This is a genomic window from Mesorhizobium sp. WSM3864 (assembly GCF_002294955.1).
GTDB lineage: Bacteria > Pseudomonadota > Alphaproteobacteria > Rhizobiales > Rhizobiaceae > Mesorhizobium.
Genome location: NZ_NSGD01000001.1, coordinates 698,272 through 722,794 on the forward strand (window position 1 = coordinate 698,272; position 24,523 = coordinate 722,794).

A 24,523-nucleotide genomic window follows, 5' to 3' on the forward strand; every position below is an offset into this window, starting at 1 on the left:
AAGAGACTGTTTGCCATATGAGCCGTTCCTGGTCGCGAAGACCGCGCCGGCGCTATGTTCCGCGGCCTCCGCGAAGCCTTTTGCGCAGGCTTCTGGATTACGGGCTGGCCGTGATCCTGCTTGGCCTGTCCATCCTGGTGGCGGCGCGGCTCGACCGGTTCGAGATGCGACAGGAGCAAGGCACGGCCATCGTCAAGGACGGTGATTCGATCACGCTTGGCGCCGAGCGCATCCGCATGCGCGGCATCGACGCGCCGGAATACACACAGACGTGCCGCAAGGACGGGGCCGATTATGCCTGCGGCAGGCTTGCGCGGCAGTCGCTGGTGCAGCTGATCGCCGACAGGCCGGTCTCCTGCAGCGGCTGGCAGCGCGACCGCTACGGCCGGTTGCTCGGCGACTGCAAGGCGGGCGACACGGACCTCAACCGGGCGCAGGTACAGTCCGGATGGGCCGTCGCCTTCGGCGACTTCGAAACCGAGGAGGCCGTCGCGCGGGCTGCCAAGGTGGGCATCTGGGCTGGCTCCTTCGATCAGCCGCAGGACTGGCGCGACAGCCATCACAATCAACCCGTCGAAAGCAAGCACGGCGCACTGGCTTCGCTCGGCGATGCGCTGCGTGAGCTTGTTCGTTTCTGGTGATGCCGCTCCGGTGATGCTCTGTTGGTCAACATGTGGTCTTGCCAAACCGCTGTGCAGTTTTGGGCGACATGCATTGCAGCGCGCCCTAAGATCGGGATGAAGATCGGAGACTGGAATGAAGCTGTTCGATGGCGGCCGGGCGCCCAACCCCAGGCGGGTGCGGGTTTTCCTGGCTGAAAAGGGGCTAGCCGTCCCTTTGGTGCCCGTGGACATGAGCGCGCTGGAGCATCGCAAGGAGCCGGTGGCGTCGCGCAATGCGCTGCGGCGGCTGCCCGTGCTCGAGCTCGACGACGGCACCATCATCACCGAATCCATCGCCATCTGCCGGTATTTCGAAGAATTGCACCCCGAGCCCGCCCTGTTCGGAACAGGCGCGCTCGGCAAGGCCTTGGTGGAGATGTGGCAAAGGCGTCTGGAGCTAAACCTGATGAGCTGCGTGGCCGCCGCGTTCCGGCACATCCATCCGGCAATGAAGGAATGGGAGGTGCCGCAGATCCCGGAATGGGGCGAGGCCAACAAGCCGAAGGCCATCGAGTTCCTGCATCTTCTCGACCGGGAGTTGGCGGATAGGGAATTTGCCGCCAGCGACACCTATTCGGTCGCCGACATCACCGGGCTGATCGCCATCGATTTCATGAAGCCGGCACGCATCAAGGTGCCTGAGGAATGCGGGAACGTGCTGCGCTGGCACGCAGCGCTCTCCAGCCGGCCAAGCGCTGCTGCTTGAGGCTTGTTTTTGGAGAACCCGCCGGACATGAGCGAAGCGCTGGAGAGCCTTGCCGCCAAGGTGCGGGCTTGCCGCATCTGCGTCGAGCAGCCGCGCGGCCGGCCCCTGCCGCATCAGCCGCGCCCGGTGCTTGTGCCTTCGTCGAAGGCCCGCATCCTGCTTGCCGGCCAGGCGCCGGGCACGAAAGTCCACATCTCGGGCATGCCGTTCACCGACGCTTCCGGGGATCGCTTGAGGAACTGGCTCGGCGTCACCCCCGACGAGTTCTACGACACGGAAAAATTCGCCATCGTGCCGATGGGTTTCTGCTTTCCGGGCCAGGACACCAAGGGCGCCGACCTGCCGCCGCGGCGCGAATGCGCCACCGCCTGGCGCGCCGATCTGATGGCGCTGATGCCGCAGATCGATCTGGTACTGACGATCGGCGGTTATGCGCAGTCCTGGCACATGGGCACGGCGCGTGGGCCGTCGCTGACGGAAACGGTCAGAAACTGGCGCGCTGTCTGGGATGCTGCGGCCGGGCCGAAAGTGCTGCCGCTGCCGCATCCGTCATGGCGAAACACCGGCTGGCTGAAGAAGAATCCATGGTTTGAAATGGATTTGCTGCCATTCCTGCGCTCGGAAATCCGCTATCGCCTCAATTAGTGATCTTGCAAGAAATCACTCGCTTTTACCGGTGTCGGCAGAATTTCTTTCTTGTGAAAGGGCCTGATAAAAAGGATTATAGCCAAACTATTCCGCTGGAGCCTTCCCATGGACCGCCTAGACAGAAAAATTCTTCGCCTCCTGCAGGAGGACGCGACGCTTGCGGTCGCCGATGTCGCCAAGAAAGTCGGCCTGTCGACCACGCCGTGCTGGCGGCGCATCCAGAAGCTCGAGGAAGAGGGCGTCATCAAGCGGCGCGTGGCCATTCTCGACCATGAGAAGGTCAATGTGCGCGTCACCGTCTTCGTCTCGATCCGCACCAATTCGCACAGCCATGAATGGCTGCGGCGCTTCTCCGAGGTCATCCAGGAATTTCCGGAAGTGGTCGAGTTCTACCGCATGAGCGGCGACGTCGACTATCTCTTGCGCGTCGTGGTGCCCGACATTGCCGCCTACGACGCCTTCTACAAGCGGCTGATCGCCAAGATCGAGATCCGCGATGTCTCGTCCTCCTTTGCCATGGAGCAGATCAAGTACACGACTGAGATCCCGCTCGACTACATGATCCTGGACAAGGAGTCGGGGGCCAACGCGGCCTGAGGATCTGGCGCTCGCGCTTCCCGGTATGCGCGAAGTTGCGAGACCTAGTTCTTCTTTTTGTTGAGGAAATTCCACGGCGAGTTGACCGGGAGCGTGACGGCGTCCGGCACGCTGTCGACATCAGCCACCTCGGCCTTGCGCACGGTATAGCCGGACTGCACGATCAAGACGCCGTCCAGGATGAAGAGTTGGCTCTTCTCCATGCCGGGCTTCAGCACGCCGGTGACGGAGACCGGCTGGTATGCCTCCGCCATCCTGTAAGGATGCGCCGGCGTTACCAGCACGATCTGGTTCGGCGGCGGCGTCGGCATGTGGCTGCAGGCGCCGGTCCAAGGCACCAGCAGGAACTGGTAGACGAGGTCGCCCTCGCGATCGACCGGCAAGGCGTAGCCGGACAATTGAACGGTCTTGTCCTGCAGATTGAGCGACAGTGTCTCACCGTGATCGGGCAGTTTTGCCGCGATCATCGGCAGGTTGGCGTCCTCGGCGACCGCCTGCGTCGCCGGGCGCAAGTCTTTCCAGAAGATATGCGCGACGTCGGCCGCGGCGTCGGCTCTCGCGGTGGCGAGCATAAGCACGATCGCCAGCGTCGCGCTTGATCTGAAACGCCTGCTCATGGTCGTCATCCTCCGCCAGTCCCATTTCCGAAGCGAGTAAAAGCGTCGTGAGCTTACTTCGCTGAGATCAAGGTCGTGTGGTCGCGAGCCGTTCGAGCTGTTTGACATCCGAAAGTTCCTTCACCGCGTCCTTGCCGATCCAGCGTGCCGTCTTGTCGGACGACGCCGCCAGTTTCTCGGCCAGCGCAAGGGCAGGGGCGTGCAGCGCCACCGACCGCTTGCCGATCTGCCGCAGCGCCCAGTTCACCGCCTTGCGGACGAAGTTGCGCGGATCGCCCGCATGCGTCTCGATCAGCGGCAGAGCAGCGAGGAAGCTCGCGTCCGGCTCCTTCTTCAGATGCACCGCCGCCCAGGCCAGCATGGCAAAGGCGGTGCGGCGGACAAATTCGCGCTCGTCCTTGGCGAATTCCTCGACCAGCTCACGCCAGAACGGTGTTTGGGCGAACAGGTCGGCAACGGTATCGACAATCTCCCAACTGTCGAAATCGGCGGCCCAGCGCCGGCATTGACCGATGTCGAGCTTCTTCGGCTCGCCGGTGAAAGCGGCCATCAATCGCGCTTCGCGAATGTCGGTGTCCCACAAGAGCAGCGACCGTTCCTGGTTCTTCTTCAGCTTGCGCGCCAGCGGCCGCAGATCGGAATTGCCGACGCCGAGCGCGGTTCTCGTGTTGATGCCGAATCGCGCCATGCCGGCGCGGTTTTTCTCGCTGCCGATCGAACGCAGATGGGCGACGATCTCGTCGGCGCTCCAGCTCGGATCGGGCAGGACCATCGCCGTCTATTTTTCCAGGCGGGCGAGCAGCGAGGACGTGTCCCAGCGCCTGCCGCCCATGTCCTGCACGTCCTTGTAGAACTGGTCGACCAGCGCGGTCACCGGCAGCTTGGCGCCGTTGCGGTTGGCCTCGGCGAGGCAGATGCCGAGATCCTTGCGCATCCAGTCGACGGCGAAGCCGAAGTCATATTTTCCGGCGTTCATCGTCTTGTGGCGGTTCTCCATCTGCCAGGAGCCGGCAGCACCCTTGGAGATCACCTCGATGACCTTGTCGATGTCGAGGCCGGCCTTCTTGCCGAAATGGATGCCTTCGGCCAGCCCTTGGACGAGGCCGGCAATGGCAATCTGGTTGATCATCTTGGTGAGCTGGCCGGCGCCCACGGGTCCCATCAGCCCGACCATGCGGGCATAGGCATCGATGACCGGCCTGGCCTTGTCGAAGGCGGCCTGCTCGCCGCCGACCATGACCGTCAGCACGCCATTCTCGGCGCCCGCCTGGCCGCCCGATACCGGCGCATCAAGGAAGGAAAAGCCGGCCTTGTCGGCGGCTTCGGCCAGTTCGCGCGCGACTTCGGCCGAGGCTGTCGTGTTGTCGATGAAGACGGAGCCCGTCTTCATGGCGGCAAAGGCGCCGCTGGCGCCTGTCGTCACCGAGCGCAGGTCGTCGTCATTGCCGACGCAGGAGAAGACGAAATCCTTGCCTTCGGCCGCCTCGGCCGGTGTCAGCGCCAGGCTGCCGCCATGCTGGGCGACCCATTGCTCTGCCTTGGCGGTCGTGCGGTTATAGACAGTGATGTCGTGGTGGCCCTTGTTCCTGAGGTGCCCGGCCATCGGATAGCCCATGACGCCAAGACCGAGAAATGCAACCGATGCCATAAGCCTGCCTTCCAACAAGAGATTTCAGTGGCGGAAGGTCTAGGCTATGCGAAAAATTCGTCAAGGCGCGCAAAGCCGCATCGACTGGTGCAGGCCCGTCCGCTGACGACGCTCTATCGTTTGAGGTGAATGGTGATCCGGCGTTCGATCCATTCGACGCCGTGACGCAGGATCTCGACCAGCACCAGGTAGACGATCGCCACCCAGATATAGGCCTGGATGTCGAAGGATTTTGCGTAGGCGAGCTTCGCGTTGCCCATCAGGTCGTAGACGGTGATGATGGCGACAATCGCGGAAGCCTTGATCATCAGGATGAGCTCGTTGCCGTAAGGCCGCAGCGCCACGATGATCGCCTGCGGCATGATCACCTTGCGCAGCGTCTGCAGCTTGTGCAGGCCAAGCGACGCCGCGCCTTCCCACTGGCCCCGCGGAACGCTTTCGATGGCGCCGCGCAGGATCTCGGCCTGATAGGCGGCGGTGTTGAGCGAGAAGGCAAAGACGCCGCAGTAGAACGCCTCGCGGAAGAACCACCATAGTCCGACGGTTTGCAGCTCGGGGCGGAACGAGCCGATGCCGTAATAGACGAGGTAGGTCTGCACGAGCAGCGGGGTGCCGCGGAAGAAGTAGACGTAGCAATAAGCCAATCCGGAAAGGATGCGGTTCTTGGACATCCGGCCGTAGGCAACCGGCAACGAGAGAATAGCGCCCGCCACCATCGAAACGGAGACCAGCGACAGGGTGGTTGCGAGCCCCTGCAGATAGGCCGGGGCGTATCTGGCGAAGAAATCGGCGTTCCAGGCGTGGACCAGATAGGCCACGATGCCGATGCCGAAAAGGCTCCAGAGGCCGACCATCGCGTAGCCTATGATGCGCACGCGCGGCCAGCCGCGAGCCCGGGGCGGTGGCCTGTCAACCGCAATAGCCTGGCTGACGCTCATCGTGCCTCCCTCCGCCCGAGCGAGCGCTGGATATAGCCGGTGGCGACCGAGGACAGGATGGCCAGCACAAGGAAGACCAGCGCCGCGACACTGTAGAAGAGGAAGGAATGCTTGGTGACGCGCGCCGCGACACCGGCATTGCGCAGGGTTTCCGCTAGATTGACGACCGACACCAGCGAGGTGTCCTTGAGCAGGCTGAGCCAGCAATTCTCCAGACCCGGGAAGGCGATGCGCAGCAGCTGCGGCAGGATCACCAGGCGCATCGTCTGCCATTTCGAAAGGCCAATGGCGTAGCCGCCCTCATACTGGCCCTTGGGAATGGCGCGAAAGGCGGAGAGAAAGACTTCGCTGGCGTAGGAGGAGAAGATCAGCGCCAGCACGATCATGCCGGCAATGAAGCTGTTCACGTCGATTGTCGCCTCGGGCTCGAACAGGCGGACGACATATTGCAGCAGCAGCGGCATGCCGAAGAAGAACAGGAACAGCGTCACCAGCTCGGGCAGGCCGCGAAAAACAGTGGTGTAGATGTTGGCCGCGAGCCGGAGCGCGGGCTCCTCGTGCTGCTTGGCGAAGGCGACGAAGAACCCGATCGCCAGGCCTATCGGCAATGTCGCAAGCGCAAGCGCGACCGTGACCAGCACACCAGACGCAATGTCGTCACTCCAGCCATCCGGTCCCCAACTGAGAAGTGTCCAAATGCTTTGGGCTGGCATTGGCGGGGCGTGTCTCCGTGGCGATCCCGGAATGGAGGCAGGGCGGCGAGGTGATCCTCACCGCCCTGAGCGCAAATGATCAGGACTCGGCGCCGTAGACGTCGAACTTGAAGTACTTGTCGTTGATTTCCTTGTACTTGCCGTTCTTGCGGATAGCGTCGATCGCGGAATTCAGCTTGTTGACCAGGTCGGTCTCGCCCTTGCGCACGGCAATGCCGGCGCCCGGTCCGAAAATCTCGACCGGCTGCGGCGAGGGCTGGCCGAGGATCTTGCAGCAGGCGCCGTCGGGCGAATCCAGCCACTGCTGCAGCACGACGATGTCGTCCTCGATGGCGTCGAGACGGCCATTGGCGAGGTCGGCCTGTTCCTCGGGGCTGCTCGGATAGCCCTTGATCGTGCTGTCGGTGTAGGTCTTCGAGGCATAATTGAAGTGGGTCGTCGTGGTGGCGACGCCGATCGTCTTGCCGGCGAGGTCTTCCTTGGTCACGCCCTTGAGCGGCGAATCCTTCGGCACGGCGATCGCCGACGGCGTGTTGTAATATTTGTGGGTGAAGTCGACCTTTTCCTGGCGCTCTGGCGTGATCGACATGGAAGCGACGATGGCGTCGAACTTGCCGGCCTGGAGCGCCGGGATGATGCCGTCCCAATCCTGCGCGACGAAGGTGCACTTCACCTTCATTTCGTCGCAGAGGGCCTTGGCGATGTCGATGTCGAAGCCGACCAGCTGGCCGTCCGAGGTCAGGTTGTTGAAGGGCGGGTACGCGCCTTCGGTGCCGATCCTCAGGGTCTTTTCCTGAGCCTGGGCGACGCCAAGTGTCAGCAGCGCGGCCGAAGCGGCAAGCGCGATACGCAGTGCAATACGCATGATAATCCTCTCATATTGTCATGGCCGCTGTCCCGTGCGGCTCTTGTGGGCGGAGCCTTTTTGACCGCCCGCTGCGCGGGATACTCCCATTCTTTGCAAGAAAAAAGCAACTGCAAAAACAACAGCGAACGGCGACCGCCGTGTGCCGCTGCGTTACTTGCCCGGACTGACGAGACCGGTCGCGCGCTCGACAAAATCGGCTATCGATTTCGTATCGTCGAGGTTGAAGACGGGCAGCTTTTCGCCTTCGACCGGAAAGTCGGCGGCGACAGCCACGATGTTCGGGTCGTTGATCGAAAGCGGCGTCCGGTCCTTGGCCTCCAGCCGTCTCGCTTCGATCTTTTGGTGTGCTTCGCGCTTGTAGCCTTCGACCAGCACGATGTCCGAGGGCGCTAGCCGCGCCAGGATGTCGTCCAGTGTCGGCTCGTCCTCGTTGCGCAGTTCGTGCATCAATGCCCAGCGCCGGCCGGAGACGATCGCGACCTCCATCGCGCCGGCCTGGCGGTGGCGGAAACTGTCTGTGCCGGGCTTATCGATGTCGAAGTCATGATGGGCATGCTTGACCGTGGAGACCGTCCAGCCGCGCCGAACCAGTTCGGCGACCAGCTTCTCAGTCAGGGTCGTCTTGCCGGAGTTCTTCCAGCCGGTGATGCCGAACACGCGTCTCATGGCTCAAGGCTTTGCAACAGACGCTCGGCCTCCGCAAGATCGTCGGGCGTGTTGATATTGAAGAACGGGTCGATCCGCTCGCCTCCGGCTTCGAGCATCGGAAACTCCACCTCGACAAAACCATGCCGATCCATGAAGGCCGAGACCCGGCGATTGTCCTCCTCAACCAGGAAATGGCGCAGGGCATCGCGCAGGCCGAGCGGCCAGAGCGCGAAGGTCGGGTGCCACCTGCCGTCGGAACTGGCGACCGCGATCGCGCCCGGCCGTGCCCGAGCGGCAACGGCCAATCGCTCGACGAGATCGCCAGGGAAGAACGGCGTGTCGCCGGCCGCACTGACCAGCGACCGGTAGCCCGTGTCCGCTGCCGCCCATTCAATGCCGGTGAGGATGCCGGCGAGCGGGCCGGCATGGCCCTCTATCGTATCGGCAAGCACCGGAAGGTTGGTGCCAGCAAACCGTGCCGGATCGCCGTTGGCGTTGAGCGCCAGCGTGGCGACCTGCAGTGTGAGACGCGCGGCGACATGCTCGATCAGCCTGACCTTGCCCAGCGAAAGCAGCGTCTTGTCGCCGCCGCCCATCCGGCGCGACTGGCCTCCCGCCAGGATGATGCCTGCAACGCTTCGGTCCATCGGGACTATATGCCGTCCGGCGCCATGTCGGGTCCAGCGCTTTCGGCGGCAGGCTGGCGCCTGCCGACGACACGCTCGCGGTAGAGCGCGTAGAGGCCGGAGCCGATGATGATCGCGGCGCCGACGATCATCGGCAGGTCGGGGATATCGCCGAAGATGACGAGGCCGAGCACTATCGACCACAGCAGCGCCGTGTAGCGGAAGGGCGCGATGAAGGAGATGTCGCCCGAGCGCATCGCCATGATGATGAACTGATAGCCGATGAGCACGAGCACGGCGGCCAGCGCCAGCAGCGCCGTCGCCTTGGCGGTCATGGGCGTCCAGCCGCCCATCGGCGGGAGCAGCAGCGCACCCAGGATCGTCATGGCCAGCGCAGTCGCGGTCGATACCAGCATGGTCGGGATCGCTTGCGGGATGCGCTTGGTGGCGAGATCGCGCACCGCGCAGCAGCCGACGCTCGCCAGCGCCAGCAACGAATAGGCGCTGAAACCCTCGAAGCCCGGCCGCACGATGATCAGCACGCCGGCAAAGCCGACGGCAATGGCGAGCCAGCGGCGCCAGCCGACGCCCTCGCCGAAGAACAGTGCGGCGCCCATCGTCACGGCCAGCGGCAGCGCCTGCAGAACGGCGGAGACGTTGGCGATCGGCAAATGGGCAAGGGCGATCAGGAACGACACGGTCGCGCCGGCTTCGCCGGCGACGCGCAACGCGACCATCGGCTGCAGCATGGCGCGCGGATCAGCAAGCGCGCCGCGCCGCCAGGCGAGCAGACCGACGAAGAGCGAGGCGAAGGCGCCACGCACCAGCATTACCTGCGCCATGTTCATCGATTCGGATGAGAATTTGGTGATCGCGTCGTTCAAGGTGAAGCCGATCATGGCCACGACCATGAACAGTGCGCCGCGAAGATTTGGCGAAAGAGGCAAGGGCGCTTCCGGGTTATGTTCTCTCGCAAGCGTCTAACAGCCAGCGGCAAGACAGCAACGTCAAAGAAATGGGCCACGGAGGTTCCTGCGGCCCTCAATATCGGCTGCAATCCCGGAGCGATTATTTCGGCGTCAGCGTCTCGGTGCCGTTGCCGTTCTGGCCGGCGATGGTCCACAGCCCGTGCAACGAGCCGTCTTTCTCCACCTTGTAGACGACGAGGCCGATTTCCTTGCCCATCACATAGCCGGCGGAAAAGGCATCATCGTTGCGCATGCAAATGCCGTCGGAGGACGAGCCGCCGGTTTCCCAATGGATCGTGCAGGTTGTGTCGCTGGTCAGCGTGATGGTTGCCTCGCCGCCATATTTCGATCCGTCGAAATTGGTGCCGGCGACAGTGTAGGTGCCACCGATCGACTGAGCGGCCGCAGGCACCAAGGCAATCCCGAGCATTGCAAGCGAAGCCAAGAATTTGCGCATGAGAATTCCCCCTGAATGCGAAAATCGCTTCATGAGGCTAGGCCGGAACAAGTCGGCGGTAAATCGGGTGGAAGTCGGCGCGGATGGTTTATTTCCAGTGCGCCGAGCGCAGCTCAAGGGCCGCGCAGGCTGGCGGCGATCGCCCCGGTCAGCGGATCGTATTTCGCCTTAAGCGAGGAAGGATACTCGATCCAGACGGTGCGGATGACACCATCCTTTCCGAACAGGCGCCGTTCGTAGAAGACCTTGTCGCCCTTGATGCCAGAAACCACCACCCAATTCTTCCCGGACTTGCTGTAAGTGATCTTGTAGCCCGGCCCGGTGTTTGCCTTTTCGTCGGCGACCAAGCCCTTCGGAGTGTCGTTGTCGATGTTATAAATGCCCGAGCAGGTCAGGCTGGCGCCGTCGGGCGCGCTCCATTGCTGCCCATCGCCGTTTTCTGGCTCGGGCAAGCGGTCGCTGAAAATCTCATCGGGAAAGGTGCAGGACGTGCCGAAGCGCGCATTGACGTAGGTGAACGGCTTTGCGATTGCCGCTGTCGTCGCAATCGTCAGCAACGAGAAGGCGACCACCAAAGGCGCGCCCTGGACGAGATGAACACACTTCATGATGCCCCCAAGGTCCGTGACCGAGGGTGATCCTGCACCAAATCGGAGAAAAAATCAGCCGCCGGTGACGCTCATATGGCGCGATACCGAGGGTCGGCTGGTGCGGCGGTCGATGACGAAATCATGGCCCTTCGGCTTGCGCCCGATCGCCTCGTCTATGGCCTCGCCGACCAGCTCATTGCCTTCGGAGGCGCGCAGCGGCGCTCTCAGGTCGGCGGCGTCCTCCTGGCCGAGGCACATATAGAGCGTGCCGGTGCAAGTCAGCCGGACGCGGTTGCAGCTTTCGCAGAAATTATGCGTCATCGGGGTGATGAAACCGAGCCGACCGCCGGTCTCGGCGACCTGGACATAGCGGGCAGGGCCGCCGGTCTTATAAGGAATGTCGGTCAGCGTGAACTGGCGCTCAAGCGAGGCGCGCAGCAACGACAGCGGCAGATACTGGTCGGTGCGGTCGGCGTCGATCTCGCCCATCGGCATGGTCTCGATGACCGTCAGATCCATGCCGCGACCATGCGCCCAGCGCAGCATCTCCGGTATTTCAGCGTCGTTGAAGTCGCGCAGCGCCACGGCATTGAGCTTGACCTTCAGGCCCGCCGCTTGCGCGGCGTCGATGCCTTCCATGACCTTGCCGAGATTGCCCCAGCGGGTGATCTGGCGGAATTTGTCGGCATCGAGCGTGTCGAGCGAGACATTGATGCGCTTCACGCCGCAGTCGGCGAGCTCGGCGGCAAAGCGCGACAGCTGCGAGCCATTGGTGGTGAGCGTCAGCTCTTCCAGCGCGCCGCTCTCAAGATGCCGCGACAGCTCGCGAACCAGATGCATGATGTTCTTGCGCACCAGCGGCTCGCCGCCAGTCAGCCTCAGCTTCCTGACGCCCTTTTCGATGAAGACGCTGCAGAGCCGGTCGAGCTCCTCGAGCGAGAGCAGATCCTTCTTGGGCAGGAAGGTCATGTCCTCGGCCATGCAATAGGTGCAGCGGAAATCGCAGCGGTCGGTAACCGACACGCGCAGATAGCTGATCGTGCGACCGAAGGGGTCGATCATGTCCATTGCAAGCGCTTCCGTGGCCTGAGCAGCGTCGTTATATACGGCTATGTGATACGATCCAACCGCGCATTCAAGATAGAAGCTCTCGATCTTTGGTAACATTCCCCGACCGACATTCTCTGTCGGCTGCCTTCTATCACCTTTTCGCACTGCGCGAACCGGCGTAGGGAAGGGCGCAACGCATATAGGAAGAAGCATGACGGCGCCGAAGGAACTCAGGGTCTCGAAGGACCGCAAGCTGCTCACCGTGACCTTTGCCGGGCATCAGCCGTTCGAACTGCCGGCGGAGTTCTTGCGCGTGGCCTCGCCTTCTGCCGAGGTGCAGGGCCATTCGCCGGATCAGCGCGTGACTGTGCCCGGCAAGCGCAATGTCGCGATTCTTAAGATCGAGCCGGTCGGCAATTACGCGGTGCGCATCACCTTCGACGATTTCCACGACACCGGCATCTTCACCTGGAACTATCTTCACACGCTCGGGCATGAAAAGGACGAGCGCTGGAACGCCTACCTTGCCGAGCTGGCCGAGAAGGGGCTCAGCCGCGACCGCTAGCCTCGCGCCAAGACGTTCGATTGGGTGTGGTCAAAGCGTCATGGACATAAAGTAGCGCCGGCAAAAGGTCAGGAGGCGAAAAGATGTCGCTCATCACATCGGTCGAACAGCTCGAAGCCCTCTACGGCCTGCCTGGCGAGGCCTCGGTCGCCAAGGAGCTCGACCATGTGATCCCGCAGTATGCAGCCTTCATCGAAGCCTCGCCTTTCGTGGCGCTGGCGACCTGCGGGCCGGAGGGGCTGGACTGCTCGCCGCGCGGCGATCTCGCCGGCTTCGTGCGCCTCCTGGACGAAAAAAAGCTGATGATGCCCGACAGGCGCGGCAATAACCGCGCCGATTCGCTGAAGAACATTATTCGCGATCCGCGCGTCGGGCTGCTCTTCCTTGTGCCGGGCTCCGGCACGACGCTGCGCGTCAACGGCCGCGCCCATATCACAGCCGATGCCGAGCTTTGCGCGTCCTTCATGGTCGATGGCAAGCCGGCACGGTCGGTCACCGTCGTCGCCGTCGACGCGGTCTATTTCCAGTGCGCACGCGCCATCGTGCGCTCGGAGCTCTGGAACCCGGCAAGGCATGTCGACCCGAAGTCGCTGCCGACGCCCGGCCAGATCCTCGAGATCACCAGCCGCAGGAATATCAATGGCGCCGCATATGACAAGGAATGGCCGGAGCGGGCAAAGCAGACCATGTGGTAGCGGCCTCGAGCGCCCGGTCAGGCCTCCTTCAGGACATCGGCGATCTTGCGCATCTGCTCGCCGACCATGTCGCACTGCTCCGGCGTCGACTGGCTCATCGCCTTCTCGATGAGCGCCATATGTACTTTCAGCGCCCGCATCAGCAGGGCCTCGCCGGCTTCGGTGAGGTTCAACCGCAGCACGCGTTTGTCCTTTTCGTCACCCTCACGACGCAGCAGGCCGCGGGCTTCCAGTTGCGGCAACAGCATCGTGATGTTCGAGCGGCCGACCAAGAGCTTGCGGGCAAGGTCGTGCTGCGACATCCCGGGATGACGGTAGAGGTTCATCAGCACGTCGAGCTGCGCCGGTTTGAGGTGGAGCGGCGCCAGCTTCACCGCCAGCGTGCGCTCCAGCACATGGCAGGCGCGCGCCACCGCAACCCAGTTGCGAAAGCGCGGATTGTCCCAGGGCAGCTCTTGCTTAATGTTCATGTTTGAACTATTATGTTCATGCTTGAACGAATGGTTGGACCGACACTATGGCATCATTTGGATTGAAGGTCATCCGAGGCGTCTTCGGGGCGGCCGAGCGTGTCGCGCCGCGTCTCAGTGGCCGCGCCGCGTTCGAATTGTTCTGCCGCACGCCAAACGTCAAGGCCTTGAGCGATGGCGAGCGCCGCGCGGTCGAGCGCGCTGCAGGCTTCATGGCCGAGGCGCGCCATCACCGGCTGAAGACGAAGGCGGATTGCGTTGCGGTGCATGAGTTCCGGCCGGGGCCGGGCAGGGGCTCCCGCGGTACCGTGCTCGTCATCCATGGCTGGCGCTCGCGCACCGAATATATGCGAACTCTGATCGATGGGTTTCGCGACGCCGGCTACAAGGTGGTCTCGCTTGACCTGCCGGGCCACGGCCATTCGCTCGGCCGACATCTCAACATGGTGACCGCGGTCGACGCGGTGCGAGTCGTCGGCGAATGGTTCGGCCCGTTTGCCGCCGCCGTCGGCCATTCCTTCGGCGGCGCTGTCGCGGCCAATGCGGTTGCCGCTTCAGTGAAAGGCATGCCGCCGCTTGCGGCCGACAAACTGGTTCTGATCGCGGCGCCGAGCTCGCTGCCGGCGATCTTCGACGATTTCAGCCACCGGCTCAATGTCGGGCCGCGCTCTCGGGTCGCCATGGCGGATCGGGTGAAGCATTTGTCGGGACGGCCGCTCAGCGATTTCACGGGCGACCGCCAGCTCGCCGAGGCTCCGGTGCCGACGCTGATCATCCATGCGCCGGACGACCGCGAAGTCCATGCCGATCACGCAAAACGGTATGCGGGAGCCGGCGATCATGTGAGCCTGCATTGGGCCGAAGGGCTTGGTCACCGCCGCATCCTTGCCGACAAGGATGTGGTCGCGCGCGCCGTGGGCTTCGTCGCCGAGGAACGGCAACCGGCGCTGCATTGAAAATTAACGCGGGAGGGGCCTGCTGCCGTCTTCCGTCCGTAGTTGCGAATGGCTCAGTCGGCCTTCTTCTTCTGCCCTGGCTCGACCGGCAGGCCGGCAGCCTTCCAGGCTGTGTAGCCGCCAAGGATGTGTTTGACCGGCGCGAGACTCATGTCCTGCGCCGTCTTGGTCGCCAGCGCCGAACGCCAGCCGCCGGCGCAGAAGAAGACGAAGGTCTTGCCGGAGGCGAAGAACGGCTTGTGATAAGGGCTTTCGGGGTCGATCCAGAATTCGAGCATACCGCGCGTTACATGCTTGGCGCCGGGAATTTTGCCGTCGCGCTCGACCTCGCGGGGGTCGCGCAAATCGACGAAGATGGTGCCGTCATCCTCCAGCAGCCCGGCCGCTTCCTCAGGCGAAACCACCTCGATCTCGGCATTCGCCTCGTCAAGAAGTTCGCGATATCCCTTCTTCACTGCGCATCCTCCAGGCCATGGCTCGCGCCCGCCGGAATTTCGATCACAAAGACCGCTGTTTGTCACGGGCCGATGTTTGTCAGGCAGGAAGGCCGGTCATGGTGGCCCAGGCCGCATGGCGCCAACGCCTGATTGTTACCGAGGCCTCTGAAACCGGGAGCCGCCCTGCCGCATTGTGTCTCACACGGATGTGAAACTGTTCTGCAACACGGTCGCGAAAATTTATGGAAGCTTAACGGAATCAGTATGAATCGGTACAGTCGCGCATTACATCCGCCATGCGGAGGGCGGGACCGTCTAGCGGCGCGGAACGGGAAACCGGTTGCAACCGGTGCGGGTGAAGCATGAAAATCCTCGGGAACAAAAAGGCCGTCATGCCGATCGCGATCGCGGCGGCACTTGCCTTCGGCCAGCAGCCGGCGAGCGCGCAGGGGCTGTTCGACATGCTGTTCGGCGGCGGCATCCGGCACAATTCCCAAGGAGAATTTCCGCCGCCGCCAAAGCCGCGCAAGGTGCAGCCTGGCACAGGCGGTAGCGTCAGGATCAGCAGCCCGACCTACAATACCTACAGGGCCGACAAGCTTGTGCGCGTCGACTTCAAGTCGCTGCTGCCCGCCCCGCCGCCCGCGACTGCGCAAGATGCTGCCTTTGTGCCCTCCGTGAGCGGAAGCGCGTTCCGCGATGCGCTGGCAGGCCTGAGCGATTATGAACTCTTTGCCGAGCCCGATATCGCCAAGGCGCTCATCGCCTACTATTCGGCCAATCCGGATTTCATCTGGGTGACAGGGGATGCACCCAACAGCAGGGCGCAGGATGCCGTGCGGGTGCTTGGCGAAGCGGCGAGCTACGGCCTGACACCTGCCGATTACTCCGTCGATGTTCCGGCGGCGGCCACGAATGTCGACTTGCCCGAAGCGCGGACCAAGGAACTGGTTCGCTTCGAGATGGCGCTATCGGCGCGCGTGCTGCGATACGCCCATGACGCCCAGAGCGGCCGAGTCGATCCGAACCGCATGACCGGCTATTACGATTTTCCGGCCAAGCCGCTCGACCTCGAAGGCGTGCTGAAGACGCTGGCGCACACGCAAGAGGTGCGCACCTATCTCGAATCGCGGCACCCGCAGAACCCTGAATATCAGGCGCTGCGCGTCGAGTTGGAGTCTCTTCAGGCAAGCGAGGAGAACGACATCGTCGTCGATCCGAAGCTGCTTCTTAAGCCCGGTGAAAGCAGCCCGGAACTGCCCAAGCTTTTGACGTTGATCGCGCGCAACCTCGATGACGAGATGGGCGGTGACTTTGGCGAGACCCTCGCCCGGCTCGGCAAGAGCGAGCTTTACGATCCTGACCTGGTGCCGGTGATCAAGGCGGTGCAGAAGCGGGCCGGCATGAAGGGCGACGGCGTCATCGGCCCGCGCACCGTCGCCTCGCTCGCCGGAACGTCCAAGGCCGACAAGGTCGAGAAGGTCATGGCGGCGCTTGAAGAGCTGCGCTGGCTCCCCTCCGATCTTGGCAGCCCGCGCGTCTTCATCAACCAGCCGGCCTTCACCGCAAGCTACATCGACAATGGCGAGGAGAAGCTGAAGACCCGCGTGGTCATCGGCAAGGTCACCAACCAGACCGCATTTTTCTACAACCAGATCAAGCAGGTCGACTTCCACCCCTATTGGGGCGTGCCGCAGTCGATCATCGTCAACGAGATGCTGCCGAGGCTGCGCAGCGATCCGGGCTATCTGGACCGCGCCGGCTATGAGGTGACGGATTCCAGCGGCAGGCGAGTTCCCTCTGCGGCGGTGGACTGGGGCGCCTACGGTGCCAAAATCCCGTTCAGCGTGCGCCAGCAGCCGAGCGAGGCCAATGCGCTTGGCGAGTTGAAGATCCTCTTCCCCAACAAGCACGCCATCTACATGCACGACACGCCGCAGAAGTCGTTCTTCGGGCGCGACATGCGCGCGCTGAGCCATGGCTGCATCCGCCTGCAGGATCCGCGCGGCATGGCGGCCGCTGTGCTCGGCACGTCGGTCGACGACATCGCCGAGAAGCTGAAGCACGGTCATTCGACCGAGAATGTCACGCGCGTCATCCCGGTCTATGTCGCCTATTTCACCGCTTGGCCGGACATGTCCGGCAAGGTCGAATATTTCGACGACGTCTACGATCGCGATTCGAAGCTGATGCAGGCGCTGGATGCGACCGAAGCGGTGCGCGCACCGTCAACCTAAGCGCTCGATGAGCGGGCGCCTGAAACCGGCGTCACGTCCGGCAATGAGCCAATAAACGAAACCGGCCACCAGCCCGGCCGCGACGATGATGCCAAGGTCGGCCCAGCGTTCCGGATCGTGCGGCGCGTCCGGCGAGAGCAGCATGAAACCGGCGGCCGCAACCACGCCGCCGAACAGCATATGCAGCCAGAAGCTCCGCAACGAGAAGACCTCGGCGATAAGCGCAAAGATCAGAGTCTGCATGCCGGTCGCCACGATGGTCAGGAAATAGACGAACATGCCAAGCGGCGGCACGACCAGCACGGCGACAGGCGTGAACTGCATCAGCTCGAAATAGCTTGGGGCGTTGGGCAGCGAGCTCAGCGCTGCATAGATCGCGACCAACGCGACCAATCCGACGAGCACCGCGATCAGATAGCCGGCGAGCACCATCAGGATGCGCTTTAGAACGTAGCCAACCATTACCATGCACCCCCGTGCCCGCAATCATGGCGCGCAGTCAGCCATCAAAAGTGCATCGACGCAAGTCTCGGATAGGGAGGCGCCGGCCCAGCTGCGGGCGGCCGTATCAGGCGTTACTTCGGTTCGCCGGTGACCGGATCGTAGGTGATTTCGACCTTGGCCTTGTCGGTCGTGTAATAGGTAACGGTATAGCCGTCGCTGCTCCAGCCGACCTCCTTGATATATTGGAAGTCGCTCCGCTTCTCGACCTTGGTCAGGATTTCCGAGAGCTTCTTGGCATTTTGCGGCGGCAGCGCTTGCGCTTCGGCCGCGAAAGCCGACCCGCCGACAAGGAAAAACGCGATACCGCTTGCCAAAAGAACACCGCGCATGACTGCCCTCAATCTCTCGTGGTGGCATGAACGCGCTGACAACTCGAATCCTGGCCCGTTGGTTCCGCCAACGGCGGGCAACGCCTTGCTCCACAGTTGGTCCGTCACGGCCGGCGCGACCTCTATTCGCGAAAGCTTAAATAAGTAAAACGGCGTGAATCCAACAAGTAAGGAGGCTTCTGCAACATCGGACTTCAGGTAACGAACGACTAACTATGGCTTGCGCCGAAACCGCCTTCCATTAGCTGTTCGTGGTAGAGCTTTTGGCCAGACCCTGTTAGAGTCCCGGACCAACAGGGTGGCAACGGCGCGCCGAGCCTGCCGGGGATCTTCCATCGGCAAACGGCGAAGTGTTTTTTGGAGCGGAAGTCGCCTGTTCTGGACCGAAAACAGGGACCGGGGGCTCAACCATGGCTGAACGGAACTATACCCGTCAGCTTGCGACAATCATTTCTATCGACGCCGTTGGTTTTTCGCGGCTGATGGGCATCGACGACGAGCGCGCCGTCGCGGCCTTCGAGGAAAGGCGCGATATCATCACCGACAGTTGCGGCGCCTTTGGCGGCCGCACGTTTGGCGTTGCCGGCGACAGCATCATGGCCGAATTCGGCAATCCAATCGAAGCCTTGCGCGCGGCGTTCGATTTCCAGGACCGGATCATGGCGCTCAATGCCTCGGCCGCGGATGAGATGCGCATGCCGTTCCGGGCCGGGATCAACACCGGAGACGTCATCGTCCGCGAGGGCCGCCTCTATGGCGACGACGTCAACATTGCCGCGCGCCTCCAGGAATTCGCTCCGCATGACGGTCTAGCTATCTCAGAGACGACCTGGCACCACGTAAAGGACAAGACGGCGGCGGTTTTCACCGATCTTGGCGAGTTCATGCTCAAGAACATCGCCCTGCCTGTACGTGTGCTGATCGCCGGACGCGGCGGCAACGGCGCGGCGATGGCTGCGCCCCTGGCCGTCATCCCTACCGCTCCCGTCCATGACAGACTCGCATCGAAGGGCCCGCCGGCAATCGCGGTGCTGCCGTTTCACGGCAGCAACGGAGGCGAGCCTGACGTCGGCTACATGGCCGACGGCATTGCGGAAGACATCATCTACGGCCTGTCCAACACCCGCTGGCTCTCGGTGATCGCGAAGGGCTCCAGCTTCCAGTTTCGCGACGACCAGCTCGGAACCAGGCTCATCGGCAATGCGCTTGGCGCGCGCTACATCGTCGGCGGCACGCTGGCGCGCCACAGCGGCCAGATACGCCTCAACGCCTCGCTGACCGACACGTCAAACGGGCGCCTGGTCTGGTCGCAGCGCTTCGACCGCGACCTCATCGACATCTTCAGCCTGCGCGACCAGATCGGCAGCGAGATCGTTTCGATCCTCGACAAGGAGGTCGACCGAGCCGAGCAGGTGCGCACCTTCCAGGTGCCGTGGGAAAGCCTCGAGACCTGGCAGCTGGTGCGGCGGGGCCGCTGGCACATGAACAGGCGCACGCGCAAAGACACCGAGATCGCGCTCGAATTCTTCGAGAAGGCTTACCAGGAAGATCCGAATTCCAGCGCCGTGCTGAACGAGCTGGCATGGTGGTATTTCTGGCGGGCATGGCTGCGCTTCGGCGACAGCGACGACCTGGCCAAGGTCGAAGAATTTGCGCGCAAGTCGCTCTTGATGGACAGCCTCGACGCGCGGCCGCACGCCTATCTCGGGGCGGCCGACATCATGCGCGGCCAGCCGGCATCGGCGGCGGAGCATCTGGCCGAGGCGATCCACATCAATCCGAGCTTTGCCTTCGCCCGCTCGGCAATGGGCAGCGCGCGGCTGCTGCTTGGCGATGCCGCCGGCGCGATCCCGTTCTTCCTGGATACCGAGCGGCTGAGCCCGTTCGACCTCTACCGCTTTCACAATCTGGGCGAGCTGGCTGCCGCATACTGTTTGGTCGAGGACTGGCCGGCGGCAATTGCGGTTGCCGATCGCTCGCTCAACCTTTCGCCGGGCTATTTCTACGCCAGGTTCCTCAAAATCGGCGCCTTGATGCGAAGCGGCCGTCTTGAGGAGGCCGAACGCGAACGCGCCATTCTGGCAACCAGGCATCCCGATTTTTCCGAGCAGCGGATTCGCTGGATACCGTTCGTCGATCCTGCGAAGAACAACTTCCTGATCGCGAATTTCGGCCAGGCCAAGTCCATCGCATGATCGCTGGAACCGAACACCGATGATTGTGAAAAAAATCACATACGCCGGACCGAACCAAACCTAGGCCAGACAATAGCCGGCACGCAGTGACGTGGACAGCCGGGGGGCTCGAACGCGCATGATCAAGTTGAAGTATTTCGCTGCTGTCCGCGCTGCCCAGAAGAGCCAGCGCCCTGTCGCCGAAATGCCGCCCTTCGATATCGACCGGCTCCGCGCCAAGGGGCTTGCGTCCCGTATCGCCGGCTTCCTTTTCAACGACCCGCGCTGGCTGCTGGCGCTGCTGCGCCGCTTCTGGCCGAACCTGGCCTTCGGCAATTTCCTGCTTGTCACCAAAGGCGTCGATGTGCGCGACATTTTGGAGCGCGGCGACGAGTTCGAGACACCGTACGGGCCGGAAATGGCAGAACTGGCCAGGGGATCGAACTTCATCCTCGGCATGCAGGACGGGGCGGCCTACCGGCAAATGAAATCGGCCGTGCTGAGCGCCTTTCCGCCGGCGGAAGTCGAAGCCGCCGCCAGGCCGATCGCCGAGCGTCATTCGCGCGACATCATGACCCGGGCCAGCCCTGGCTTCGACGCCGTCGGCGGGCTGATGAAGATCGTTCCGGTACGCATCTGTCGCGACTATTTCGGCCTCGAGATCGACGATGAAACCGAATTCGCCGACTGGTCGATCGCGCTCAGCGCGCTGTTCTTTTCCGATCCGACAGCGAGCCCAACGACACGTCAGCTCGCGATCGTCGCCGGCGATCGTCTGATCAAGGTCATCGACCGCTCGATTGCCGCGATCAGGGACAGGGGAGGGAAGGTCGAACGGCCGCTGGCGCGCCTCGTCGCGCTCATGGATCAAGGGCGCCTATCGCAACCCGATATCCATTCGATCATGCTCGGCATGATTGCCGGCTTCGTTCCGACCAATGTGCTTGCCGGCGGCAACTGCCTGGACGTCATCCTGTCGCGGTCAGACGCAAGGCAGGCTGTCGACGCAGCCATTGCAGCGGGCGATACCGGCAAACTCGATAGGGCAATCCTGGAAGCCATGCGCTTCAAGCCGATCTGGGTCGGCCCGTGGCGCTACACCGCCCGTGACGCGGTCATCGGCCAAGGCACGCGGCGAGAGCGCCTTGTGAAGGCCGGAACGGTCGTCATGCCGGCGACGCTTTCCGCCATGTTCGATCCGGAAATCGTGCAAAGGCCAAACGAATTCGACACCTCGCGGCCTTATCGCGATTACATGGTGTTCGGCCACGGCATTCATCTGTGCATCGGGGCCGAGATCGCCCGCATTCAGATCGGCGAATGCGTTCGCGCCCTGTTCAGCAAGCCCAAGCTCCGCCGCGCGCGCGGCAGAGCCGGCAAGATGGTCAATGTCGGCGCCTATCCGGCCAGCCTCAAGGTCGATTTCGAGCGCTCGCCGCTTTGCCGCACGGTCGACCAGTCGATGGTCACCGTGGTTTGCCCGATCAGGCGTGCGGTGCCGCTGGATGCCGTGCGCGACAAGGTCGGCGCACTTGGCAACCCGGCGATCGACGAGGTGGGCGATGCGCTCGACAATGTCGGCACGGTCCACTTCGCCAGCCTGGCTGTCGCCGCCACCGGCAGGGACGAGAAATCGGACCTCGAGACCGGCGCGCTCGTCCTCGAAATCTCCGGTGACGGCAGCACCGACGATGTCATCGGTGCCATCACGCAGGCCATAGGACACCGGCTGCGGCCGATCTTAAGGGCCGTGTGCGGTCTGCCCGACGAGGCTTCGCTGCCGGACTTCCTCAAGAAGCATCACATCGAGATCTCGCCGTCCTTCGGCAGCACGGCAGGGCTGGTTTTTTCCGGAACGCCTGGCCATTCGGTGCGCCGCATCCTTGCCGAGGCAGAGCTCGCCGACAGCGTGCGCGAGATCGTCGAAAAGCCGCGCGCGGGAACTGGCAACGCCCTTGCTGTGCTCACCGAGGCGCGCCGGCATGCCCAGTCGCTAGGACAGTTCGGCTGGGCCTTCGAGCCGGCTGAGAGCCTGCTGGAGCGGCCTCCGGGCCGCTGGTGGCGGGCCTTGACGACGACACTGCTTGCGCCGGCTGTGCTCGCCACGGTCGCGATCGTCATCCTTGCCTGCTGGCGCATGACCTATGTGCTCGTGTTCGGCAATCCCCACGGCGTCACCTTCACCAACGTCGCAATTGCCGGCACCGCGCTTCTGCTGGCGGTGCTGGGGCTGCTCGCGATAGCCCTGCTGTTCATCGGCTTGTGCTTCCTCAGCCTGCGGCGCCTCGAGGACAAGGACCGGCCGCAGAACACGCCGGTCGATCTCGGCGCGCTGGACAGAATCCTCGCCAATGAGGACCACTGCGCGCAAAACCATCTCACCGCGATATCGACGATGAAGGCCGGCACCTTGCGGCGACTGGCGCTGAGGCTTTCCTTCTACCTGATCTCGATATCGGCGCAGAAAGTGTTCAAGCCGGGGTTCCTCGCCACCATAAACACCATTCACTTTGCCCGCTGGGTGCTGCTGCCGGGCACCGACAAGCTGATGTTCTTCTCCAACTATGGCGGCAGCTGGGAAAGCTATCTCGAGGACTTCATCGCCAAGGCCTCAGAGGGCCTGACCGGCGTATGGAGCAACACGGAAGGCTACCCGCGCACGCGTTGGCTCTTCCTCGACGGCGCGCGCGACGGGGACCGCTTCAAGCGCTGGGCGCGGCGTCAGCAGGTGCCGACGCTGTTCTGGTACTCTGCCTATCCGCATCTCAACACCGCGCGCATCCGTATCAACTCGAAGATCCGGCGCGGCATTGCTTCCGCCACCGGCAGCGAGGCCCGCAACTGGGTGAGCCTGTTCGGCTCGCTGCAGCGGCCGCAGGCGAGGCCGGCTGCAACCGTCGGCCGTGAACCGGCGCCTTCGCCCGTGGAAGAACTGGAAGCCGGCGAGATCCAATCCATTTTCTTCGGCCCGTTCGGCGCGCTTGGCCACGCGCATATGCTGGCGATCCGGGTGCCGGAAGAACTGCCGGCCATGCAACGCAGAGCGTGGCTGGACTTCGTCATCGACAAGACCAGTTTCGGCGACGGCGTGCCGGCCGGACGCGCCATGACGGTGGCGTTCGGTCCCGACGGTTTGCGCCGTCTTGGGCTGAAGGGCGGCGTCGACGACGATCCGCTGGACACATTCCCAGCTGCCTTTCGCCACGGCATGGGCAATCCAGAGCGCAGCCGCATCCTCGACGACACCGGCCCCGATGCGCCTGACAAATGGCAGTGGGGTTCGGCCACGGCGCCGGTCGACGCAGTCGTCATCTGCTACGCCGCGGAGCCGGCGGTACTGAAGGGGGAGGTTGCGGCCGCGAAGCGAAAGACGACAGGCGCAGGGATGAAGATCGTTGCCGAATTGCCGCTTGTCGTGAACCGCGAGCCAAAGAAGGACGGTGGGACAACGCAACATGCTGGCAACGACGGCAAGCCGGAGCGCGCCCGCGCCTACGAGCATTTCGGCTTTGCCGACGGCGTCTCGCAGCCGATCGTCAGGGGTACGTCGCGCGCCAGCAAGGGTGCCGCGCCGATGCACCTGGTCGCGCCGGGCGAGTTCCTGTTCGGCTATCGCGACGAGCATGGGTTCTATCCAGCCTCGCCCTCCGTCCGGGCAGCACAGGATCGGACCGGCATCCTGTCTCAGGTGCGGCGCAACCGGCAGATCCCCGGTCAGCCCCCGCCGCCGCGCGATTTCGGCCGCAACGGCTCGTTCCTGGTCGTGCGCCAGTTCGAGCAGCATGTCGAGTTATTCGATGACTATTGCAAGCATGCCGCCGCGCGGGCTGCGCGCGAGACCGGCGACAACGCCATCACGCCGCGCTGGGTCGCGGCCAAGATGCTCGGCCGCTGGCAGGACGGCAGTTCGCTGGTGCGCAACCCCGATGGCCGCCCGGGTCGTGGCGTCGACAACGACTTCGCGCTCGGCGCCGAGGACCCGCAGGGGCATCGCTGTCCGATCGGCTCCCATATACGCCGTTCCAATCCGCGCGACTCGCTTGGCGAGGATCGCGAGACGCAGATCAGGATCGGCAAGCGCCACCGCATCCTGCGCGTCGGCCGCACCTATGAGAAGAAGGACCGCAGCGGGAAGGTCGAGAAGGGGCTTCTCTTCATGTGCCTCAACGCCGACATCGAACGCCAATACGAGTTCATTCAGCAGACCTGGGTCTCGTCGAGCTCGTTCCAAGGCCTTGTCGGCGAAAAGGATCCGACGATCGGCGCGCGCGACGGCGGCGGCCGATTCTCGATTCCGTCCTGGGAAAAGGTGACAGTGCTCAGGGACATGCCGCAATTCGTCACCACGAAAGGCGGCGGCTACTTCTTCATGCCGAGCCGGTCCGCGCTGCGCTACCTGATTTCGCGGCTCTGATTCGGG

25 protein-coding genes and 1 pseudogene are annotated in these 24,523 nt (G+C 63.4%); 10 read left to right on the forward strand and 16 right to left on the reverse strand.

The genetic code is table 11. The features are described from left to right. Nucleotides 1-17 precede the first annotated feature (17 nt). The 4 genes and pseudogenes from CK215_RS03435 to CK215_RS03450 all read left to right on the forward strand — a co-directional run bounded on the left by CK215_RS03435 (nt 18) and on the right by CK215_RS03450 (nt 2,613). Nucleotides 18-641, forward strand: a complete 624-nt coding sequence (locus tag CK215_RS03435; protein ID WP_095830073.1) for a thermonuclease family protein — start codon at nt 18-20, stop codon at nt 639-641. A 115-nt stretch (nt 642-756) separates the two neighbouring features. After that, the gene (locus CK215_RS03440; RefSeq protein ID WP_095830074.1) at nt 757-1,368 is read left to right on the forward strand and encodes a glutathione S-transferase; all 612 of its coding nucleotides are present in this window, start codon (nt 757-759) and stop codon (nt 1,366-1,368) included. Beyond that, nucleotides 1,308-2,013 (forward strand): annotated as a pseudogene (locus CK215_RS03445) (uracil-DNA glycosylase family protein). The gene CK215_RS03440 and the pseudogene CK215_RS03445 overlap by 61 nt, the downstream one beginning before the upstream one ends. A 108-nt stretch (nt 2,014-2,121) precedes the next feature. After that, nucleotides 2,122-2,613 (forward strand): Lrp/AsnC family transcriptional regulator, encoded by a 492-nt coding sequence (locus tag CK215_RS03450; protein WP_066992738.1) that lies wholly within the window; start codon nt 2,122-2,124, stop codon nt 2,611-2,613. Between the two features lie 44 nt (nt 2,614-2,657). Here CK215_RS03450 and CK215_RS03455 read toward each other — a convergent pair whose 3' ends face one another. From CK215_RS03455 to moaA, 12 genes are all read right to left on the reverse strand, one after another. After that, on the reverse strand, nt 2,658-3,230 hold the full coding sequence (locus tag CK215_RS03455; RefSeq protein WP_066992741.1) for a DUF3299 domain-containing protein: 573 nt from the start codon (nt 3,228-3,230) through the stop codon (nt 2,658-2,660). A 67-nt stretch (nt 3,231-3,297) separates the two neighbouring features. Continuing rightward, nucleotides 3,298-4,002 (reverse strand): DNA alkylation repair protein, encoded by a 705-nt coding sequence (locus tag CK215_RS03460; protein ID WP_095830075.1) that lies wholly within the window; start codon nt 4,000-4,002, stop codon nt 3,298-3,300. Between the two features lie 6 nt (nt 4,003-4,008). After that, nucleotides 4,009-4,878, reverse strand: a complete 870-nt coding sequence (locus CK215_RS03465) for an NAD(P)-dependent oxidoreductase (RefSeq protein WP_095830076.1) — start codon at nt 4,876-4,878, stop codon at nt 4,009-4,011. A 113-nt stretch (nt 4,879-4,991) separates the two neighbouring features. Next, nucleotides 4,992-5,816 (reverse strand): ABC transporter permease, encoded by an 825-nt coding sequence (locus CK215_RS03470; RefSeq protein ID WP_095830077.1) that lies wholly within the window; start codon nt 5,814-5,816, stop codon nt 4,992-4,994. Next, the gene (locus CK215_RS03475; RefSeq protein WP_066992752.1) at nt 5,813-6,529 is read right to left on the reverse strand and encodes an ABC transporter permease; all 717 of its coding nucleotides are present in this window, start codon (nt 6,527-6,529) and stop codon (nt 5,813-5,815) included. The genes CK215_RS03470 and CK215_RS03475 overlap by 4 nt, the downstream gene beginning before the upstream one ends. Before the next feature lie 79 nt (nt 6,530-6,608). Beyond that, on the reverse strand, nt 6,609-7,394 hold the full coding sequence (locus tag CK215_RS03480) for an ABC transporter substrate-binding protein (protein ID WP_066992755.1): 786 nt from the start codon (nt 7,392-7,394) through the stop codon (nt 6,609-6,611). A 153-nt stretch (nt 7,395-7,547) separates the two neighbouring features. Beyond that, a complete protein-coding gene (mobB, locus tag CK215_RS03485; RefSeq protein ID WP_095830078.1) occupies nt 7,548-8,063 on the reverse strand; it encodes a molybdopterin-guanine dinucleotide biosynthesis protein B in 516 nt (171 codons plus the stop codon). Further along, complete coding sequence (gene mobA, locus CK215_RS03490) at nt 8,060-8,692, reverse strand: molybdenum cofactor guanylyltransferase MobA (protein ID WP_095830079.1); 633 nt, start codon at nt 8,690-8,692, stop codon at nt 8,060-8,062. The genes mobB and mobA overlap by 4 nt, the downstream gene beginning before the upstream one ends. 5 nt (nt 8,693-8,697) lie before the next feature. Then, nucleotides 8,698-9,618, reverse strand: a complete 921-nt coding sequence (locus CK215_RS03495; protein ID WP_095780504.1) for a DMT family transporter — start codon at nt 9,616-9,618, stop codon at nt 8,698-8,700. Nucleotides 9,619-9,739: 121 nt separating this feature from the next. Further along, entirely contained in the window at nt 9,740-10,096 is a 357-nt protein-coding gene (locus CK215_RS03500) for a hypothetical protein (protein WP_067320009.1), read from the reverse strand. 113 nt (nt 10,097-10,209) lie between these two features. Further along, nucleotides 10,210-10,704 carry a hypothetical protein gene (locus CK215_RS03505; protein WP_095830080.1) on the reverse strand — a complete coding sequence of 165 codons (495 nt, stop codon included), beginning with the start codon at nt 10,702-10,704 and terminating at the stop codon, nt 10,210-10,212. Between the two features lie 54 nt (nt 10,705-10,758). Continuing rightward, nucleotides 10,759-11,754, reverse strand: a complete 996-nt coding sequence (moaA, locus tag CK215_RS03510; protein WP_095830081.1) for a GTP 3',8-cyclase MoaA — start codon at nt 11,752-11,754, stop codon at nt 10,759-10,761. A gap of 193 nt (nt 11,755-11,947) precedes the next feature. On the opposite strand from moaA, the gene CK215_RS03515 reads away from it, so the two are divergent. Together CK215_RS03515 and CK215_RS03520 are read left to right on the forward strand one after the other, a co-directional pair. Then, nucleotides 11,948-12,301: a DUF971 domain-containing protein gene (locus CK215_RS03515; protein ID WP_066989863.1), complete on the forward strand. Its 354-nt coding sequence runs from the start codon at nt 11,948-11,950 to the stop codon at nt 12,299-12,301. An 83-nt stretch (nt 12,302-12,384) separates the two neighbouring features. Next, entirely contained in the window at nt 12,385-12,996 is a 612-nt protein-coding gene (locus tag CK215_RS03520; protein WP_095830082.1) for a pyridoxamine 5'-phosphate oxidase family protein, read from the forward strand. A 17-nt stretch (nt 12,997-13,013) separates the two neighbouring features. Here the strand turns inward: CK215_RS03520 and CK215_RS03525 are convergent, their stop codons facing one another. After that, the gene (locus CK215_RS03525; protein WP_066989856.1) at nt 13,014-13,466 is read right to left on the reverse strand and encodes a MarR family transcriptional regulator; all 453 of its coding nucleotides are present in this window, start codon (nt 13,464-13,466) and stop codon (nt 13,014-13,016) included. Nucleotides 13,467-13,513: 47 nt separating this feature from the next. On the opposite strand from CK215_RS03525, the gene CK215_RS03530 reads away from it, so the two are divergent. Further along, entirely contained in the window at nt 13,514-14,422 is a 909-nt protein-coding gene (locus tag CK215_RS03530) for an alpha/beta hydrolase (RefSeq protein ID WP_095830083.1), read from the forward strand. A gap of 53 nt (nt 14,423-14,475) precedes the next feature. Here CK215_RS03530 and CK215_RS03535 read toward each other — a convergent pair whose 3' ends face one another. Further along, nucleotides 14,476-14,877 (reverse strand): rhodanese-like domain-containing protein, encoded by a 402-nt coding sequence (locus CK215_RS03535; protein ID WP_095830084.1) that lies wholly within the window; start codon nt 14,875-14,877, stop codon nt 14,476-14,478. A 344-nt stretch (nt 14,878-15,221) separates the two neighbouring features. Between CK215_RS03535 and CK215_RS03540 the strand changes: the two genes are divergently transcribed. Continuing rightward, nucleotides 15,222-17,096: a murein L,D-transpeptidase gene (locus CK215_RS03540; RefSeq protein WP_066989851.1), complete on the forward strand. Its 1,875-nt coding sequence runs from the start codon at nt 15,222-15,224 to the stop codon at nt 17,094-17,096. Here CK215_RS03540 and CK215_RS03545 read toward each other — a convergent pair. After that, nucleotides 17,088-17,558, reverse strand: coding sequence for a hypothetical protein (locus tag CK215_RS03545; RefSeq protein ID WP_095830085.1), 471 nt, complete (start codon nt 17,556-17,558; stop codon nt 17,088-17,090). The genes CK215_RS03540 and CK215_RS03545 overlap by 9 nt on opposite strands. A gap of 113 nt (nt 17,559-17,671) precedes the next feature. Continuing rightward, nucleotides 17,672-17,929: a PepSY domain-containing protein gene (locus CK215_RS03550; protein ID WP_066989847.1), complete on the reverse strand. Its 258-nt coding sequence runs from the start codon at nt 17,927-17,929 to the stop codon at nt 17,672-17,674. 410 nt (nt 17,930-18,339) lie between these two features. On the opposite strand from CK215_RS03550, the gene CK215_RS03555 reads away from it, so the two are divergent. Further along, nucleotides 18,340-20,124, forward strand: a complete 1,785-nt coding sequence (locus CK215_RS03555) for an adenylate/guanylate cyclase domain-containing protein (RefSeq protein WP_066989845.1) — start codon at nt 18,340-18,342, stop codon at nt 20,122-20,124. Nucleotides 20,125-20,242: 118 nt separating this feature from the next. Then, nucleotides 20,243-24,517: a cytochrome P450 gene (locus tag CK215_RS03560; protein WP_095830086.1), complete on the forward strand. Its 4,275-nt coding sequence runs from the start codon at nt 20,243-20,245 to the stop codon at nt 24,515-24,517. Nucleotides 24,518-24,523 lie beyond the last annotated feature (6 nt).